This is a genomic window from Nocardia bovistercoris (assembly GCF_015674855.1).
GTDB lineage: Bacteria > Actinomycetota > Actinomycetes > Mycobacteriales > Mycobacteriaceae > Nocardia > Nocardia bovistercoris.
Map to the genome: position 1 here is coordinate 834417 of NZ_JADMLG010000002.1, position 16528 is coordinate 850944.

General features: G+C 68.7%; 16 protein-coding genes. 12 read left to right on the top strand and 4 right to left on the bottom strand.

Going from position 1 to position 16528, the window contains the following annotated elements; all coding sequences use genetic code 11:
• The first annotated feature begins 2 nt into the window (after nucleotides 1–2).
• Nucleotides 3–1514 (top strand): carboxylesterase/lipase family protein, encoded by a 1512-nt coding sequence (locus IT779_RS07915; protein WP_196148465.1) that lies wholly within the window; start codon nucleotides 3–5, stop codon nucleotides 1512–1514.
• Nucleotides 1515–1518: 4 nt separating this feature from the next.
• Here the strand turns inward: IT779_RS07915 and IT779_RS07920 are convergent, their stop codons facing one another.
• Nucleotides 1519–2388, bottom strand: coding sequence for an Fpg/Nei family DNA glycosylase (locus IT779_RS07920; RefSeq protein ID WP_196148466.1), 870 nt, complete (start codon nucleotides 2386–2388; stop codon nucleotides 1519–1521).
• 51 nt (nucleotides 2389–2439) lie between these two features.
• Entirely contained in the window at nucleotides 2440–3177 is a 738-nt protein-coding gene (cobF, locus tag IT779_RS07925) for a precorrin-6A synthase (deacetylating) (RefSeq protein ID WP_196148467.1), read from the bottom strand.
• Nucleotides 3178–3315: 138 nt separating this feature from the next.
• On the opposite strand from cobF, the gene IT779_RS07930 reads away from it, so the two are divergent.
• The 7 genes from IT779_RS07930 (at nucleotide 3316) to IT779_RS07960 (ending at nucleotide 9116) form a co-directional block, all read left to right on the top strand.
• Nucleotides 3316–4116, top strand: a complete 801-nt coding sequence (locus IT779_RS07930) for a thymidylate synthase (RefSeq protein WP_196148590.1) — start codon at nucleotides 3316–3318, stop codon at nucleotides 4114–4116.
• The gene (locus IT779_RS07935; RefSeq protein WP_196148468.1) at nucleotides 4113–4598 is read left to right on the top strand and encodes a dihydrofolate reductase; all 486 of its coding nucleotides are present in this window, start codon (nucleotides 4113–4115) and stop codon (nucleotides 4596–4598) included. The genes IT779_RS07930 and IT779_RS07935 overlap by 4 nt, the downstream gene beginning before the upstream one ends.
• Nucleotides 4599–4720: 122 nt before the next feature.
• On the top strand, nucleotides 4721–5047 hold the full coding sequence (locus IT779_RS07940; protein WP_196148469.1) for a cupin domain-containing protein: 327 nt from the start codon (nucleotides 4721–4723) through the stop codon (nucleotides 5045–5047).
• An 85-nt stretch (nucleotides 5048–5132) separates the two neighbouring features.
• Nucleotides 5133–6197 carry a Dyp-type peroxidase gene (locus tag IT779_RS07945; RefSeq protein WP_196148470.1) on the top strand — a complete coding sequence of 355 codons (1065 nt, stop codon included), beginning with the start codon at nucleotides 5133–5135 and terminating at the stop codon, nucleotides 6195–6197.
• Nucleotides 6194–6994 (top strand): family 1 encapsulin nanocompartment shell protein, encoded by an 801-nt coding sequence (locus IT779_RS07950; protein ID WP_196148471.1) that lies wholly within the window; start codon nucleotides 6194–6196, stop codon nucleotides 6992–6994. The genes IT779_RS07945 and IT779_RS07950 overlap by 4 nt, the downstream gene beginning before the upstream one ends.
• 53 nt (nucleotides 6995–7047) lie before the next feature.
• Nucleotides 7048–7578 carry a hypothetical protein gene (locus IT779_RS07955; RefSeq protein ID WP_196148472.1) on the top strand — a complete coding sequence of 177 codons (531 nt, stop codon included), beginning with the start codon at nucleotides 7048–7050 and terminating at the stop codon, nucleotides 7576–7578.
• Nucleotides 7579–7658: 80 nt separating this feature from the next.
• The gene (locus IT779_RS07960) at nucleotides 7659–9116 is read left to right on the top strand and encodes a TerD family protein (protein WP_196148591.1); all 1458 of its coding nucleotides are present in this window, start codon (nucleotides 7659–7661) and stop codon (nucleotides 9114–9116) included.
• A 7-nt stretch (nucleotides 9117–9123) separates the two neighbouring features.
• Here the strand turns inward: IT779_RS07960 and IT779_RS07965 are convergent, their stop codons facing one another.
• Complete coding sequence (locus IT779_RS07965) at nucleotides 9124–9807, bottom strand: TetR/AcrR family transcriptional regulator (protein ID WP_332838704.1); 684 nt, start codon at nucleotides 9805–9807, stop codon at nucleotides 9124–9126.
• Nucleotides 9808–9991: 184 nt separating this feature from the next.
• Here IT779_RS07965 and IT779_RS07970 point away from each other — a divergent pair, with 184 nt between their 5' ends.
• The 4 genes from IT779_RS07970 to IT779_RS07985 all read left to right on the top strand — a co-directional run bounded on the left by IT779_RS07970 (nucleotide 9992) and on the right by IT779_RS07985 (nucleotide 15345).
• A complete protein-coding gene (locus IT779_RS07970; RefSeq protein WP_196148474.1) occupies nucleotides 9992–11521 on the top strand; it encodes an amino acid permease in 1530 nt (509 codons plus the stop codon).
• 268 nt (nucleotides 11522–11789) lie between these two features.
• Entirely contained in the window at nucleotides 11790–12548 is a 759-nt protein-coding gene (locus IT779_RS07975; protein WP_196148475.1) for a DUF1989 domain-containing protein, read from the top strand.
• A complete protein-coding gene (locus IT779_RS07980) occupies nucleotides 12545–13165 on the top strand; it encodes an urea amidolyase associated protein UAAP2 (protein ID WP_196148476.1) in 621 nt (206 codons plus the stop codon). The genes IT779_RS07975 and IT779_RS07980 overlap by 4 nt, the downstream gene beginning before the upstream one ends.
• The gene (locus IT779_RS07985; protein WP_269781539.1) at nucleotides 13162–15345 is read left to right on the top strand and encodes a 5-oxoprolinase/urea amidolyase family protein; all 2184 of its coding nucleotides are present in this window, start codon (nucleotides 13162–13164) and stop codon (nucleotides 15343–15345) included. Before IT779_RS07980 ends, IT779_RS07985 begins: the two co-directional genes overlap by 4 nt.
• Here IT779_RS07985 and IT779_RS07990 read toward each other — a convergent pair whose 3' ends face one another.
• Complete coding sequence (locus IT779_RS07990) at nucleotides 15346–16497, bottom strand: epoxide hydrolase family protein (RefSeq protein ID WP_196148477.1); 1152 nt, start codon at nucleotides 16495–16497, stop codon at nucleotides 15346–15348. It lies immediately after the preceding gene.
• Nucleotides 16498–16528 lie beyond the last annotated feature (31 nt).

Consider the following 16528-nt stretch of genomic DNA (forward strand, 5'->3'; position numbering starts at 1 on the left):
TGATGGTGGCAACGATCGATGTTCCGACCGCCGACGGAGTTGTCCGCGGTCGCCGAGGCCGCCGCGTGCTGCGCTGGCGATCCCTCCCCTATGCCGCCGCACCCGTCGGCGACCTGCGCTTTCGCGCTCCCCAGCCGGTGCGTCCCTGGACCGGGGTCAGGGAGGCCACGGCCTTCCGATTCGCTTCGGTGCAACATCGCGGCGGCGCGCGGATCGGGCCGACACAGTTCCAGCCGATGAGCGAGGACTGCCTGACACTCAATGTCACCGCGTCCGCGCAACCCTCCTCGACACCGCGCCCGGTGCTGGTGTTCGTGCACGGCGGCGGCTATGTGATGGGCACCTCGGCGCTCGGGCTGTATTCCGGCGCCCGCCTCGCGATCCGCGGTGATGTCGTCGTGGTGTCGCTGAACTACCGTCTCGGCGCCTTCGGTTACGTGGACTTCAGCGAATTCGGCACCCCCGACCGCCCGATCGACTCCAATCTGGGCCTGCGCGATCAGGTGGCCGCGCTGCGTTGGGTGCGCGAGAACATCGCGGCCTTCGGCGGCGACCCGGGCAATGTGACCGTCTTCGGCGAGTCCGCGGGCGCGCACGCGGTGCTGTCGCTGATGACCGCGCCCGCCGCGCGCGGCCTGTTCCACCGGGCGATCGCGCAGAGTCCGCCCGCCGACTGGGGTATGCCCGCCGACGACGCCCGCGCCTTCGCCCGCCGCTGTGTCGAAGCGCTCGACGCGGACACCGACGACGCCGTACGGGCACTGTCGGACGCCTCGGCCAACGACATCGGCCGCGCGGTGAGCCGCGTGCTCAATCGCGTGCTCCGCGAACGCCCCGGCGTGTTCCCCGCGGCCCCCGTGATCGACGGCGACTATCTGCCCGTGTCCCCGCTCGAGGCACTCACCTCGGGGACCGCGCAACGGGTTCCGCTGATCATCGGCACCTGTCGCAACGAAGGCGCGCTGTTCGCGCGATTCCTCGACCAGCTGCCCACCCGTCCCGAACGACTACGGGCCGCGCTGGCCGAATTCGGCGAGGAGGCCACTGGCCGCGTCATCGACGCCTACCCCGGCTTCCCTGAACCGCGCACGGCGATCCGCGCGGGCGGCGACTTCGTGTTCTGGCGGCCGTCGATCACCGCCATGGAGGGCCACAGCAAGCACGCTCCCACCTACGCCTACCGCTACGATTTCGCCCCGCGCGCACTGCATCTCGCCGGCGTCGGCGCCACGCACGCCACCGACCTCATCCCGGTCTTCGGCGCGGGCGACACACCGCTCGGCCGTGCCATGACCGCGGCGGGCGGGCGACGCGGACTGGCTGCGGTGACCAGGCAGTTCCAGGACAACTGGATCGAATTCGCCCGCACCGGAACACCTTTGCCGTCCTGGCCCGCCTACACCGAGGCGCGGAGGACCACCCTCGTCATCGACAGCCCGACCCGGCTGGAGAACGACCCGGACCAGGCCGCGCGACTGGCCTGGCAACCCATCGGGGTGCCGAGCGCGGCCTGACCGGCTATTTCAGCAGTCGTGACATCCGGCGGTCGGCCAACACCTTGCCGCCGGTCTGGCACGCGGCGCAGTACTGGAAGGACCGCTCGGCGTAGGAGACCTCGCGGACCGTGTCGCCGCAGACCGGGCACGGCAGACCGGTGCGCGCGTGCACGCGCATCCCGGAACGCTTCTCGCCCTTGAGCCGCGCCGCGTCCTGGCCGACCGACCTGGTGACCGCGTCGGTGAGGATCATGCGCATGGCCTCGTACAGTTCGGCCACCTTCGCCGCGGGCATGGTGGCGGTATTGGCGAACGGCGAGATCTTCGCCGCGTGCAGGATCTCGTCGGAGTACGCGTTGCCGACGCCGGCGAGCAGACTCTGGTCGACGATGGCGGTCTTGACGCGCTGGGAGACGCCGCGCAGGAGTTCGGCGAACTGCTCCTCGGTGACCTCGAGCGCGTCCGGGCCGAGCCTGGCGATACCGGGCACGGCCCGCGGATCTGCCACGATATAGACGGCGAGGCGTTTCTTGGTGCCCGCCTCGGTGAGGTCGAAGGCCGGTGTGGCGCCTTCCGGTGTGAAGAAGTGCACGCGCAGCGCCAGCGGGCTCTTACCGCCCGGACGCGGCGGCGTCGGACTCGGCTCGTCGATCCAGCGCAGCCAGCCGCCGCGCGACAGATGCGTGATCAGCCACAGCCCACCGCAATCCATCCCCAGGAATTTGCCCCAGCGGCCCGCGCCGGTGACATCGCGCCCCGACAGCGCCGTGACCGGCGGATCGAAGGTCTTGACCGCGCTCAACGCCCCAACATCGACGCGCCCGACCACCGCGCCGACCGCATGTTCCCGGAGGAACTGCGCCAACGCCTCCACTTCCGGTAGCTCGGGCACGTGAGTCAGGCTACCCGCGACCACCGACAACCGGCTCGGCGAACGCGCACCTCACCCGCGTCGGAGCAGGTAGATATCCATGATCCAGCCCTTCGCCGCGCGCAGTTCGGCGCGAGTGGACAGGATCCGGCGCTCGACCGCGCGCAGCGGCCCCTCGATCAGGACCTCGTCGGGCATCCCGAGGTAGGCGCCCCACCAGATGTGGATGTCATCGCCGCCCACCTCCGTGAACGAGCATTCCCCGTCCAGCATGACCAGCGCCGATTCGCCGAGCCCCGACTCGCGCAGCTTGCGTCCGGTGGTTATGTGCACGGGTTCGCCGATGCGGTGCAACACCATGCGGTGCCGCGCGGCGAGGGCCTGCGCGCTGGTGATGCCGGGGATGACCTCGTATTCGAAGGTGACGATGCGGCGTTCGAGCACCCGCTCGATCATGCGCAGGGTGCTGTCGTAGAGCGAAGGGTCGCCCCAGACCAGGATGCCGCCGACACCGTCGACTCGCGCGAACGCGGATTCCAGCAGCGCCGAACGGCGGTCGTGCCAGTCCAGGATGGTGCCGGTGTAGTCGGCGGGCGCGCGGTCACGCGGCGGATCGGCGATCTCGACCACCTCGAAGGGGTGGTTCATGTGTTCGTCGAGAACGGCGGTGCGCACGTCGAGCAGTTCCCGCTTCTCCGCGCCTTTGCCGATGACGAAAAAGACATCGACCTGCCGTATGGCCTTGACCGCCTGCATCGTCACGTGATCGGGGTCGCCCGCGCCGATGCCGACGATGTAGAGCTTGCGCATCGCCCCAGCTTGCCACGCTCGAACCGGCGGTCCACCCGCAGGCCCCGCACCTCGCGTGAACCTTCTGAACTGCGGAAACAGTCCCCCTGGCAGACACATCCGACGGCATCGTAAGCTGCAAACGTGACGACCACCGATATCGCGACCGATACGCAGTACGAGGATCTGCTTCGACTCGTCACGGAGTCCGGTACCGCGAAAGCGGACCGCACGGGCACCGGGACGCGCAGCGTATTCGGCCATCAGCTGCGCTACGACCTGTCCTCGGGTTTCCCGCTGGTCACCACCAAACGGGTGCACCTGAAATCGGTCGCCTACGAACTGCTGTGGTTCCTGCGCGGCGATTCCAACGTGAAGTGGCTGCGCGACCACGGCGTCACCATCTGGGACGAATGGGCCGACGCCGACGGCGAACTCGGTCCGGTGTACGGAGTCCAGTGGCGGTCGTGGCCGACGCCCGACGGCGCGCACATCGACCAGATCGCCCAGGTCATGCACACCCTGCGCACCGATCCGGATTCGCGGCGGATGCTGGTCTCGGCGTGGAATGTGGCCGACCTGGACAAGATGGCGCTCGCGCCTTGTCACGCGTTCTTCCAGTTCTACGTGGCCGACGGAAAGCTGTCCTGCCAGCTGTATCAACGCAGCGCCGACCTGTTCCTCGGCGTGCCGTTCAATATCGCGAGTTACGCGCTGCTCACCGCCATGGTCGCCCAGCAGGTCGATCTCGAGCCCGGCGATTTCGTGTGGACCGGCGGCGACTGCCATATCTACGACAATCACGTCGATCAGGTGGCCGAACAACTCGGCCGCGCACCGTACCCGTTCCCGAAGCTGAATCTGCGCCGGGCCCCGAGTCTTTTCGAGTACGGCTACGACGATATCGAGGTGGTCGATTACCGGCATCACCCCGCGATCAAAGCGCCGGTGGCCGTGTGAAATTCGTCGGAATCATCTGGGCGCAGGCGCACGGGGGCGTGATCGGACACCGGAATACCATTCCGTGGCGGGTGCCCGAGGATATGGCCTATTTCAAATCGGTGACGATGGGCCATCCGGTGATCATGGGCAGGCGGACCTGGGATTCGCTGCATCCGCGATTCCGTCCGCTGGCGGGTCGGCGCAATATCGTGGTGACCCGGGACCGGACGTGGGCGGCCGAGGGCGCCGAACGCGCCGGGTCGCTCGCCGAGGCGCTGGAGCGCACCGGCACGGATCCGGTGTGGATCACCGGCGGCGGCGAAATCTACAGTGCCGCTATGGAATCAGCAACCGAGTTGCGGGTCACCGAGATCGATGTCGCGGTCGACGGCGACTCGTACGCACCGGCCATCGACGCGCGCTGGCGGGCCGAGACCGAACAGGACTGGACCGCCTCGCGCACCGGGCCGAAATTCCGCATCCTGCGTTACACCCGCTGACACGCCCCCGACGGGGCAGGCCCGCGCAAACGGGTCCGCGACCAACGCCGGTCGGGCATACTCGACGCATATCGGCCGGTGACCCAGCCCCGCACCGGCGGATGTGATCCGAAAGGCGATCAATGGACAAGAAATCGCTGACCGCGGTCGCTCGGCAACAGCTGAAATTGGCCGCGACCGCCACGAGCGGACGCAGTTCCCAAACTTTGTTCGGCGGACACGCGCACGCGCTCCGACAGACCGTCGTCGGCCTGTCGGCCGGGCAGAGTCTGGCCGAACACGACAACGCAGGCGATGCGACGCTGCTGGTGATCAGCGGCACACTGACCCTGATCAGCGGCACCAACGAATGGAAGGGTTCGGCGGGTGACCTACTCGTCGTCCCCAAGGCGCGCCACAGCGTGAAAGCCATCGATGACGTGGCATTTCTGCTGACCGTCGCGAAATAGCCCGAATCGCGCCGGGCCCGCCGCCCCGACATCGACACGCGGCGGCGTGCGCTCGGCGCGCCGGACAACCTCTAGGCTGTCGATCATGGGTGAGCCGCAGCCGATCCTCGAACCGCTCACGCCCGCCGCGATCTTCCTCGTCGCCACCATCGACGAGGGTGGGGAGCAGACGGTGCGCGACCTGCTCGCCGATCTTCCCGGCCTGCGGCGTTCGGTCGGATTCCGGATGCCAGGCGCCGGACTCGTGTGCAACACCTCGATCGGCAGCGCGGCCTGGGATCGGCTGTTCGGCGGACCTCGCCCGGCCGAACTGCACGTGCTGCCCGAATTCGTCGGCGCGCACCATCGGGCACCGTCGACGCCCGGTGATCTGCTGTTCCACATCAAGTCCGAATTCCAGGACATCTGTTTCGAATTGGCGATGACCATCGGCGACCGGCTCGCGGGCGCGGTGACGATCGTCGACCAGACCGTCGGCTTCCGGTACTTCGAGCAGCGCGACCTGCTCGGCTTCGTCGACGGCACCGAGAATCCGGAGGGCGCGGCGGCGGCGTCGGCGGCGCTCATCGGCGACGAGGACCCGGAATTCGCGGGCGGGAGTTATGTCATCGTGCAGAAGTACCTGCACACGATGGCACGGTGGCGGGCGCTGTCGGTCGAGGAGCAGGAAAAGGTCATCGGCCGCACCAAACTCGACGATTACGAACTCTCCGACGAAGACAAGCCCGCCGACTCCCACGTCGCGGTGAACACCGTCGTGGACGCGGACGGCGACGAACGCCGGATCGTGCGCGCCAACATGCCGTTCGGCAGTGTGCGCGACAGCGAGTACGGCACCTACTACATCGCGTACGCGGCCACACCGAGCGTGACCGAGACCATGCTCTCGCGCATGTTCGAGGGGACCGAGGACGCCGCCTACGACCGCATCCTCGACTTCTCCATCGCGGTCACCGGCACCCTGTTCTTCACACCGCCCGTCGACTTCTTCGACGACCTTCCCGAGGCGCCGAGCGCGGCGGCGGTCACGGACGCCGCGTCCGCGGACCCGGTCGGTGGCGTTTCCTCCGACCCGGTCGGCAGCGTTGATCCCGACCCGGTCGGCAGCGGGTCACTCGGCATCGGCACCCTGAAAAGGAGTAGGCAATGAACAACCTCTATCGCGAGCTAGCTCCGATCACCGAGGAAGCCTGGGCGGCGATCGAGGAGGAGGCGACCCGCACCTTCAAGCGGCATATCGCGGGCCGTCGTGTGGTCGATCTCTCGGGGCCGCACGGCACCGATTACTCCGCCGTCGGCCTCGGCCGCACCGAGCCCATCGCCGCGCCCGACCAGGGCGTGCAGGCCAGGCAGCGCGCGGTCGCGCCGCTGGTGGAACTGCGGGTGCCGTTCTCGCTGTCGCGCGAGGAACTCGACAATGTGGAGCGCGGGGCGAAGGACACCGATCTGGACGCGGTCAAGGACGCCGCGCGCAAGATCGCCTTCGCCGAGGACCGGGCGATCTTCGAGGGCTACGCGGCGGCGGGCATCACCGGGGTGCGGGCGAGTTCGTCGAACGCGCCGATCACGGTGCCCTCCGATCCGAAGCTGGTGCCGGAGGCCGTCACCCAGGCGCTGTCGGCGCTGCGGCTCGCGGGTGTGGACGGGCCGTATTCGGTGCTGCTCAGCGCCGATCTCTACACCGCGGTCAGCGAGACCTCCGATCACGGACACCCGATCCGCACCCATATCGAGCGGTTGATCCCGGACGGCGAGATCATCTGGGCGCCCGCCATCGACGGCGCGTTCGTGCTCACCACCCGTGGCGGCGACTTCGACCTGCAGATCGGGCAGGACGTGTCCATCGGGTACCTCGCGCACAATGCCGATACCGTCGACCTGTACTTCCAGCAGAGCCTGCAATTCCTGGTCTACACGGCGGAGGCCGCGGTCGCGCTGCGGGCCTGATCGAGTCCGCGCGGGTACGCGGTACGGTGAGTCCGCGATACACGGGAGGCGTAATGACCATGGTGCGCGCGGGTGTGGTGCCCGTCGGGCGGGCGGCGCTGTACGGCGGGATCGGGGTCGCGGTCACGGCCGCGGTGTGCGCCGCGGTCACGGTGGGCTTCGGGATGAACCGGATCGTCACCGGGCTGCTCGCCGGTGCGGTCGCGGGGGTCGCGGTGCTGGTCGCGCTGTTCGGGCGCGACGCCGTCGTGCTCACCGACGGCGCGATCTACCGGCGTACCCCGTGGTCGGAGGCCAGCATCGACTGGGAGCGCGTGGTCGCGGGGCGGTTCGCGCTCGACGATCGCGCGCGCTGGTCGCTGGCGCTCGACCTGTCCGGCGGTGACGAGCGGCACGGCGAGTTGGTGCTGCTGTCCATCCCGCCGGTGCTCGGACCTGTTACGGGCGCCTATGACCTGCGCAAACGCGAGCAGGTGCATGAAATACGGGAGATCCTGCGGCGCAAGCGAGTTCCGATCACGGTGTTGCCGGAGATCGCGGGCGCGCTGAGCGCGCACTGGCGGATCGCGCCGCCGACCCGCTGACGCCGCGCCGCGACTGCCCGCCGATCGCGGGGGACGGATGACGCGCGGCGCGGTGTTCATATACGTTGGCATCTGTGTCGATGATGAAGGGCGCCAATGTGCCGGTGCCGATGTCCGCGGTCCGCATCGAACTGGGGTGGCAATCCGGGCCGGGAGTCCCCGATGCGGATGCCTCTGCCCTGTTGCTCGTCGGCGGCAAGGTCAGATCCGACGCCGACTTCGTTTTCTACAACCAGCCGCAACATCCGTCCGGTGCGGTGCGCCACGAGGGCAAGCAGCAGGGCCCGACGGTCCTGGATACCCTTTCGGTGAATCTCGCCGCCGTTGAGCCGCAGATCGAGACGGTGGTCATCGCGGCCTCGTCGGATGGCGGCACCTTCGGCCAGTTCCACGGCCTATACGTGCGCGTACTCGACGCGGGCAACGGCGCCGAGGTGGCGCGGTTCGACACCACGGGCGGCAGTGAGACAGCCTTCGTCCTCGGCGAGTTGTACCGCCGTCAGGGCGCGTGGAAGTTCCGCGCGGTCGGTCAGGGTTATGCCTCGGGTCTGGGTGGATTGGCCACCGATTTCGGCATCTCCGTCGACGACGCCCCCGCCGCGGCGCCTCAGCAGCAGCAGTTCACGCCGCCACCTGCCCAGCAGCAGTACGCGCCGCCGCCACCGCAACAGCAGTACGCGCCGCCCCCGCCGCAACAGCAGTACGCGCCTCCGCCACCTCAGCAGCAGTACGCGCCACTGCCGCCCCAGCAGTACGCGCCGCCGCAGCAGGATCCGTACGCGCAGCAGCCGCAGCAGTACGCGCCTCCGCCGCCGCCCCAGCAGCAGTACGCGCCACCGCCCCCGCCGCAACAGCAGCCTTACGGGCAGCCGCAAGCGGGCGGCGCGCCGGTGAACCTGAGCAAGATCTCGCTCACCAAGGAAGCTCCGGCGGTGTCGCTCACCAAGCAAGGTGCGACCGGCGGCACCATGCGGGTGAACCTGAACTGGACCACACCGCAGTCCAATCGTGGCGGCGGGTTGTTCGGCAGGCGGCGCGGCGGTGGCGGCGGCCTCGATCTCGACCTGAGCTGCTTCTTCGAACTGGCCGACGGGCGCATCGGTTCGGTGCGCGCGCTCGACCGCTCCTTCGGCGATCTGCATCAGCCGCCGTTCATCCGGCTCGACCAGGACGACCGCACCGGCGCCAGCGCCACCGGCGAGAACCTGGACATCAACCTGGATTTCACCGCCCACTTCCGCCGCATCCTGGTGTTCACCTCGATCTACGAGGGCGCCAACGACTTCCGGGGCGTGCACGCCACCGTCACGCTGTATCCGCTGAACTCGCCGCCGATCGAGATGACCCTCGACGGCTGCATGGACGATTCCCGCGACGCGGTGCTCGCCCATATCGAGAACATCAACGGTGAACTCGTCGTCCGCCGCGACGGCACCTTCATCCGCCCGCCCGCAGGACGCCCCGGCGCCGGTGTCATGGAGATCGCGCAGCGCTACAACTGGGACTTCGGTTTCAAGGCCGGTCGCGGCAAGGGCTGACGGGCGCTCAACCGAGCGGGAGCGGTGCGGCGAGTCGATCGAGCAGATCGCCCGCCGCGCCGCGGACCTCGTCGAGGTCGCCGGTCCAGCCGAGCATGCGCAGGGTGCTGTCGGGGATGGTCCGCTCGGCGTATTCGGGGGCGCCGCCGCCCGCGTCGGATCGGATGCTGATCACCGTCTCCACCAGGCGGAACGGCAGCATCTGAGCGCCGGGCACGCCGTCCTCCCCCGCGGCCGCCACCGTGTCGGCGGCCAGGCGCTCGTAGTGTTCGCGCAGTTCGTCGCGGCGCAGCCGGAAGGGCGCGAAGCGTTCGGTGCGCACCTCGGGCAGCAGGTAGAGAGCGCCGAGATTCCAACGCGCGGCGCATAATTGACGTACGTCGAACCGGGCGAGGGCGTAGAGCCTGATGTGCGCGGGCTCTTCGATTTCGCGCAGTCGCTCGGCGAGTTCCAGTGGCGCGGCGATGGTTTCGGACAGCAGCGCGTCGAGGATGTCGTCCTTGGCGCCGAAGTGGTGGTACAGCGACGCCTGTCTGATGCCGACGGCGTCGGCCACCGCGCGGGTCGAGGTGTTGGCGTAGCCGTTGGTGGTGAACAGTTCGCCCGCAGCGTCGAGGATCTCCGCGCGGGGTGTGCGCCCGCGCCGGGTTCGCTGTTCAAGACGGGGACGGCCCGGGCCCGGATTTGCCACGTCCCCCATTGTTCCATCGCGCCAGCGGACTCCGTCGGAGAGGTTTCTGTCACTTGATAGAAATCGAGGCAACGCAGAAGTTACCGGCGTTGCCACAAGCGATACACGCAGGTCACCGAATCCGCGATCGACAACGCAAAACTGTCATTCGATAGGTATTGGCCGCTCGCCGAAGGACCCGCCCATGGCCACGACAGTTTCCCCGACCGCACAACCCGAACTCAGCCGCGACAGCGCCGACCTGGAAAGCTTCGGCTACCAGCCGGTCCTACACCGCAAACTCGGCCGCTACGCCTCGTTCGCGGCGGGTTTCTCGTTCGTCTCCATCCTCACCACGATCTTCCAGTTCTTCGGACTCGGCTACTCCTTCGGCGGCGCCGCGTTCTTCTGGACCTGGCCGATCGTGTTCGCGGGCCAGTTGCTGGTCGCGCTGAACTTCGCCGAACTGGCCGCCCGCTACCCCATCTCGGGTTGTATCTACCAGTGGTCGCGGCGACTCGGCGGCGAACTGGTCGGCTGGTTCGCGGGCTGGATGATGGTGATCGCGCAGATCGTGACCGCCGCGGCCGCCGCCATCGCACTGCAGGTGGTGCTGCCATCGATCTGGAGCGGCTTCCAGATCATCGGCGAGGACAGCGCGCTCACCTCCTCCTCCGGCGCCAGCAACGCGGTACTGCTCGGCAGCATCCTGCTCGTGATCACCACCGCCATCAACGTGATCGGCATCGACCTGATGGCGCGGATCAACTCGATCGGCGTCACCGTCGAGATCATCGGCGTCGCGGCGATCGTCGCGCTGTTCTTCGTCAACACCGAACGCGGACCCGGCGTGGTGTTCCAGACCGAACACGCCGCGCCAGGTCCCTACTGGTCGGCCTTCCTCATCTCCGGGCTCATGGCCGCCTACGTGATGGTCGGATTCGACTCCGCCGGTGAGCTTTCCGAGGAGACCAAGAATCCGCGCCGGGTCGCGCCGCGCACCATCCTCACCGCGCTGTCGGTGTCGGCGCTCGGCGGCGGGCTCATGCTGCTCGGTGCGCTCATGGCGGCGCCGAGCCTGGACGACGGATCGCTGGCCACCGAGGGACTGGCCTACGTGCTGACCGCCAAACTCGACAGCGCGCCGGGAAAGGTGCTGCTCGGCTGCGTCGCGGTCGCCATCGTGGTGTGCACGCTCGCGATCCAGACCGCGGGCTCGCGACTGATGTTCTCGATGGCGCGCGACGGCAAACTGCCCTTCGCCGCCCGGCTCGCCGCCGTGCACCCGCGCTACGGCACTCCCGCGCTGCCCGCCATCGTGATCGGCGTCCTCGGCATCGGGCTGCTCGTGCTCAACCTCGGCAATGCCGCGATCTTCGCGACACTGGCCAGTGTCTGCATCGTCACGCTGTATCTGGCGTACCTGCTGGTCACAGTGCCGCTGCTGATCCGACGGGTCAAGGGCTGGGACGAGGAGCGCGACCCGTCGCTGTTCTCGTTGGGCCGCCTCGGAATTCCGATCAACGCGGTGGCCGTGCTGTGGGGTGTCGCGATGGTGGTCAACCTGGCCTGGCCGCGCGCCGAGGTCTACATCCCCAACGGCGGCGGCTGGTGGATGCAGTGGGCCGCACCGCTGTTCGTGCTCGTGGTGATCGCCGTCGGGCTGGTGGTGCACCGAACGGTGGTCGCGCCGCGTGCCGCCGAGACTCCGGAACCCGCGGTCGCCCCCGCGTGATCCGGCGCCCGTGGGGGCGGGCACGGGACCCGCTCGCCCCCACGTGGAACCTACTCGGGCGCCAGGTCCGACGCGGGCGCCCACGCCTTCAGCGCACGCACCGCCGCGCAAAGGAGAGGCCGATGACCTGCCAGGACACTGCATACGCCGACAGCGCGGCGACACACTCGCCACGCACGCGGCGCCGCACCCCACGACTCGCGCACAGCCTCGACCGCACAGCCGAATTCAGCCCGAACCACGCGGGACGTACGCAAAGGAGCTTTCGATGACCCGCCAGAACACCGCGTCCACCGATGGCGCTCGCGCCCACGCCAGAGCGCAGGCCGCCGACGCGACCATCGCGCGGCCGATCATGCCCGACGATGTCGCTGCCTCGGAAATCACCCTGGCGCAGCGCATCCCGTCGGGAGGATATGCCTGCTTCGTACTCGGACGTGGGACAAGGGTGCGGTTCGGTGATCCGGACGGTGCGGCCTGCGCCCATCTGCTGTTGCTGCGGGCCGAAGCGCCCTGGGAGCGGTTGAATGTCGCCGACACCGTGAAAGTGCCTTGGCAGGCGTATCTTTCGGCCGGACATCCGCTGCTGTCCGATCAGGGGCGGGTGCTGGCCACCGTACTGGCCGACAGTTCGGGGCAGCACGACACCCTGTGCGGGCCGTCCGACGCGGCGCGTGCGCTGTTGCGGATGGCGGGTGCGAAACAGGGGCTCGAGCCGCGGGATATCGGGCCATCGGTGTCGTTGTTCCGCGGTGTTCGTGTCGAATCCGACGGTGCGCTCACGCCCACCGGGGGCAGCGGCGCGGGGGCGGCGGTCGATCTGGTGGTGCATCTGCCCGTGGTGGTGCTCGTCGCCAATGCTTCGCATCCGCTGGACGCGCGGGTCACCACCGATCTCGACGTCGTCGCCTGGTCCGCCCCCGACGATCTCGCCGTCCGCACCGACGCGGACCCGGAATACCAACGGGCCGTGGAGAACACCGAAGCGGCGTGGCTCGCCGCGCGCAACCAGGAGGTATCGGCATGACCGCGCCCGCGATCCGCACCGTCGTACTCGACGAGACCGTTCCCGCCCGCGCCCCATGGTCGACCGTGGTGCGCGCCGGTGATCAACTCGAAATCATCGACCTGCACGGCAATCAGGCGGTGGACTGTCTGCTGTACTCGGCCGCCGACCACACCGAACGCTACAGCGCTCAGGCGACCGTGACCGCGCAGCGCAATATCTTCCTCACCACCGGCAGTGTGCTGCGCACCGACAGCGGCGGCGCGCTCATGACGGTGGTCGCCGACGAGGTCGGCAACCACGACACCATCGCGGGCGCGTGCTCGCAGGAATCCAACACCCTGCGCTACGGCCACCACACCCGCCATCAGCACGCGTGCGTGGAGAACTTCCTCGCCGAAGCCATGAAATGGGGGTTGGGCAAACGGGATCTGGTGTCGAATATCAACTGGTTCATGAACGTTCCGGTGGAGGCGGACGGCACCCTCGGCATCGTGGACGGGTTGTCCGCGCCCGGGAAGAAGGTCACCTTGCGAGCGGAGATCGACACGCTGGTCCTGGTGTCGAACTGCCCGCAGATCAACAACCCCTGCAACGGATTCGATCCGACGCCGGTGCGAATGGTGGTGTCGCGATGACCGTCGCCGAACTGTCGACATCCTCCGAAGGTGTGGCCGGCGAATCCCGCTATACCGCTGCGCAATCCGTGCGCGTCGAGTCCGCAGAGACCGGGAGCGTTCCGACGACGGTCCACCCTGCCGAGGTCGACTGTGCCTCCGGAGTTGTCACGGCTGCGCCCGCGTCGGTCGAATGCATCCCTGCCGAGCGGGATTCCGCCGCGACAGGTGAGGCGTCGCGGCACGCGGGCTACGTCGAGGTCGTGCGGCCGGGAATGCTGACCACCGTGCAGGATTGGCCTGGACGCGTCGGCTACTGGCATGTCGGGGTGCCACCGTCGGGACCTATGGACGACCTGTCGTTCCGGCTCGGCAATCGGTCGCTCGGCAACGACGAGGGCGCGGCCGGGCTGGAATGCACGCTCGGCGGGCCCGCGCTCACCTTCTCCGAGTCGACCCGCGTCTGTGTCACCGGCGCGCCCGCGCGGGTCAGCGTGGAGGGGAAACCTGTGCGCATGTGGCGGACGGTACTGGTGCCCGCGGGCGGCGTACTCGAGGTCGGAGCGGTGACAGGTCCGGGTATGCGCACCTACATCCTGGTCGAGGGCGGCATCTGTCTCCCCGAATATCTGGGCAGCACGGCGACTTTCACTCTCGGCAAGTTCGGCGGCGGTGCGGGCGCCGTCCTGCGGGCGGGCGAACGGCTCCCGTTGGGCGCACCCGGCGGGAACGGCGTCAGCGGGGTGCCGATGGAGGATCAGCCGGTGCTCACCCACCGCTGGGAACTGGCCGTCACCGAAGGACCGCACGGCGCACCGGAATTCTTCACCCGCGCCGATATCGACACCGTGCTCGGCACCGACTACACCGTGCATTTCAACTCCGACCGCACCGGTGTGCGCCTCGTCGGCCCCAAACCCGAATGGGCCAGATCCGACGGCGGCGAGGCCGGACTGCACCCGTCGAATATCCACGACACGCCCTATTCCGTCGGCGCGCTGGATTTCACGGGCGATACGCCGATCCTGCTCGGTCCGGACGGGCCGAGTCTCGGCGGCTTCGTGTGCCCGGTGACGGTGGTGGCCGCCGAGCGCTGGAAACTCGGTCAGCTCGCGCCCGGCGACACCGTGCGGTTCGTGCCCATTCGCGCCGACCGCGCCGCCTCGCCGCGGGAACTCGGGCAGGCGCGGCGTGCGGCATGGCCTTCGGTGCTTTCCACCGGCGGCGACGGCGACGACGGCGTGCTGCGGCGCGCCGACGTGGACGACGAGATCGGCGTCACCTATCGTCGCCAGGGCGATGACGGCGTCCTCGTCGAATACGGCGCCATGACCCTCGACCTCGGTCTGCGCGCGCGTGTGCACGCCCTGCACCGGCGCCTGCTCACCGAAGCCGTGCCGGGCGTGACGGAGCTGACCCCCGGTGTGCGATCCCTCCAGATCCGAGTGGACCGGCACATCCTGCCGGTGCCGCGCCTGCTCGATCTGCTCGCCGAAGCCGAGGCGGTGTTGCCCGCCGCCGCGGATCTGGTGGTGCCGAGCCGCACCGTGCATCTGCCGCTGTCCTGGGACGATCCGTCCACCCGCGAGGCCATCACCCGCTATATGCACGGGGTGCGGGCCGATGCTCCGTGGTGCCCGTGGAATATCGAGTTCATCCGCCGCATGAATGGGCTCGGCTCCGTCGATGACGTCTACGACACCGTGTTCGGGGCGGAGTACCTGGTACTCGGCCTCGGTGACGTGTACCTCGGCGCGCCGGTGGCCACTCCGATCGATCCGCGCCACCGCCTGGTCACCACCAAGTACAACCCGGCGAGGACGTGGACGCCGGAGAACGCGGTCGGCATCGGCGGCGCGTATCTGTGCGTGTACGGAATGGAAGGGCCGGGCGGATACCAGTTCGTCGGGCGGACCACGCAGGTGTGGAATCACCGTGCGACCGAAAGTCCATGGCTGTTGCGCTATTTCGATCGGATACGCTGGTATCCCGTCGAGGCCGACGAACTGCTCGACATGCGTGCCGATTTCGCCGCGGGCGCGGTGGAGGTGCGGGCCGAGGACGGCGAGTTCCGGCTCGCCGACTACCGTCGCTTCCTCGACGAGAACCATTCCGCCATCGAGGAATTCCGCACCGTGCAGGCCCGGGCGTTCGCCGCCGAGCGCGAATCGTGGCGGATGGCGGGCGAATTGAGCGACTGATCAGCGCAGGTCGCGGAAGAACGCGCGGATGTCGGTGGTGAGCAGTTCCGGCTCTTCGAGTGCGGCGAAATGTCCGCCGCGATCGGCGTCGGTCCAGCGGACGATGGTGTTGGACCGCTCGTCGTAGCGTCGGATGGCGACATCGTGGGCCAGCGCGAGCACCCCGGTCGGCACCCCCGAATCCTGTGGCACGGCGCCCCAATCGCCCGGCTGCGCGTAGCCGACGTAGGCCGCGGTGCCGGGGGTGGCGTCGAGCCAGTACAGCATCGCGTTGGTGAGCAGCCGGTCGCGGTCGATGATCTTGTCCGGAGTGACGGGACGCGGATGGGTCCATTCGCGGAATTTGTCCATGATCCAAGCCAGTTGCCCGACCGGTGAATCCGTCAGACCGTAGGCCAAGGTCTGCGGGCGGGTGGACTGGATGGCGATATAGCCGAACTCCTCGTTCATGAACGCTTCGATCCGGCGGACACTGTCCTTCTCGCGATCGGTCATGGTCGCGAGTTCGGCCTCCGGCACCGGGACCTGCGGAAAAGTGGTGCCGCCGTTGACATGTACGCCGATCACCCGATCCGGTGCGGCGCGGCCGACCTCGGGACTCACCGCCGCGCCGATGTCGCCGCCCTGCGCGCCGAAGCGTTCGTAGCCGAGCCGGGTCATCAGCTCCACCCAGGCCGCCGCGATCCGCGAAGTCGTCCAGCCCGCCTCGGCGACGGGACCGGAGAAACCGAATCCGGGCAGGGACGGGATGACCAGGTGGAAGGCGTCACGCGGGTCGCCGCCGTGCGCGCGTGGGTCGGTCAGCGGGCCGATGATGTCGAGGAATTCCACCACCGAACCCGGCCAGCCGTGGGTGAGCAGCAGCGGCATCGCGCCGGGTTCGGGTGAGCGGACGTGCAGGAAATGGATGCGCTGGCCGTCGATCTCGGTGGTGAACTGGTTGTGCGCGTTGAGTTCGGTTTCCGCTGCGCGCCAGTTGTATTCGGTTCGCCAGTACTCGACCATGTCGCGCAGCCATGCGGTGGGCACGCCGGTATCCCAGTCGTCGCCGGGCAGCGGGGCGGGCCAGCGGGTCTTGTCGAGCCGTTCGCGCAGGTCGTCGAGGTCGCGCTGCGGGATTTCGATGCGGAATCGCTGGATGTCGTTGCTCATGGGATCAGCGTAGGAAGCAGTTAGGACAGGT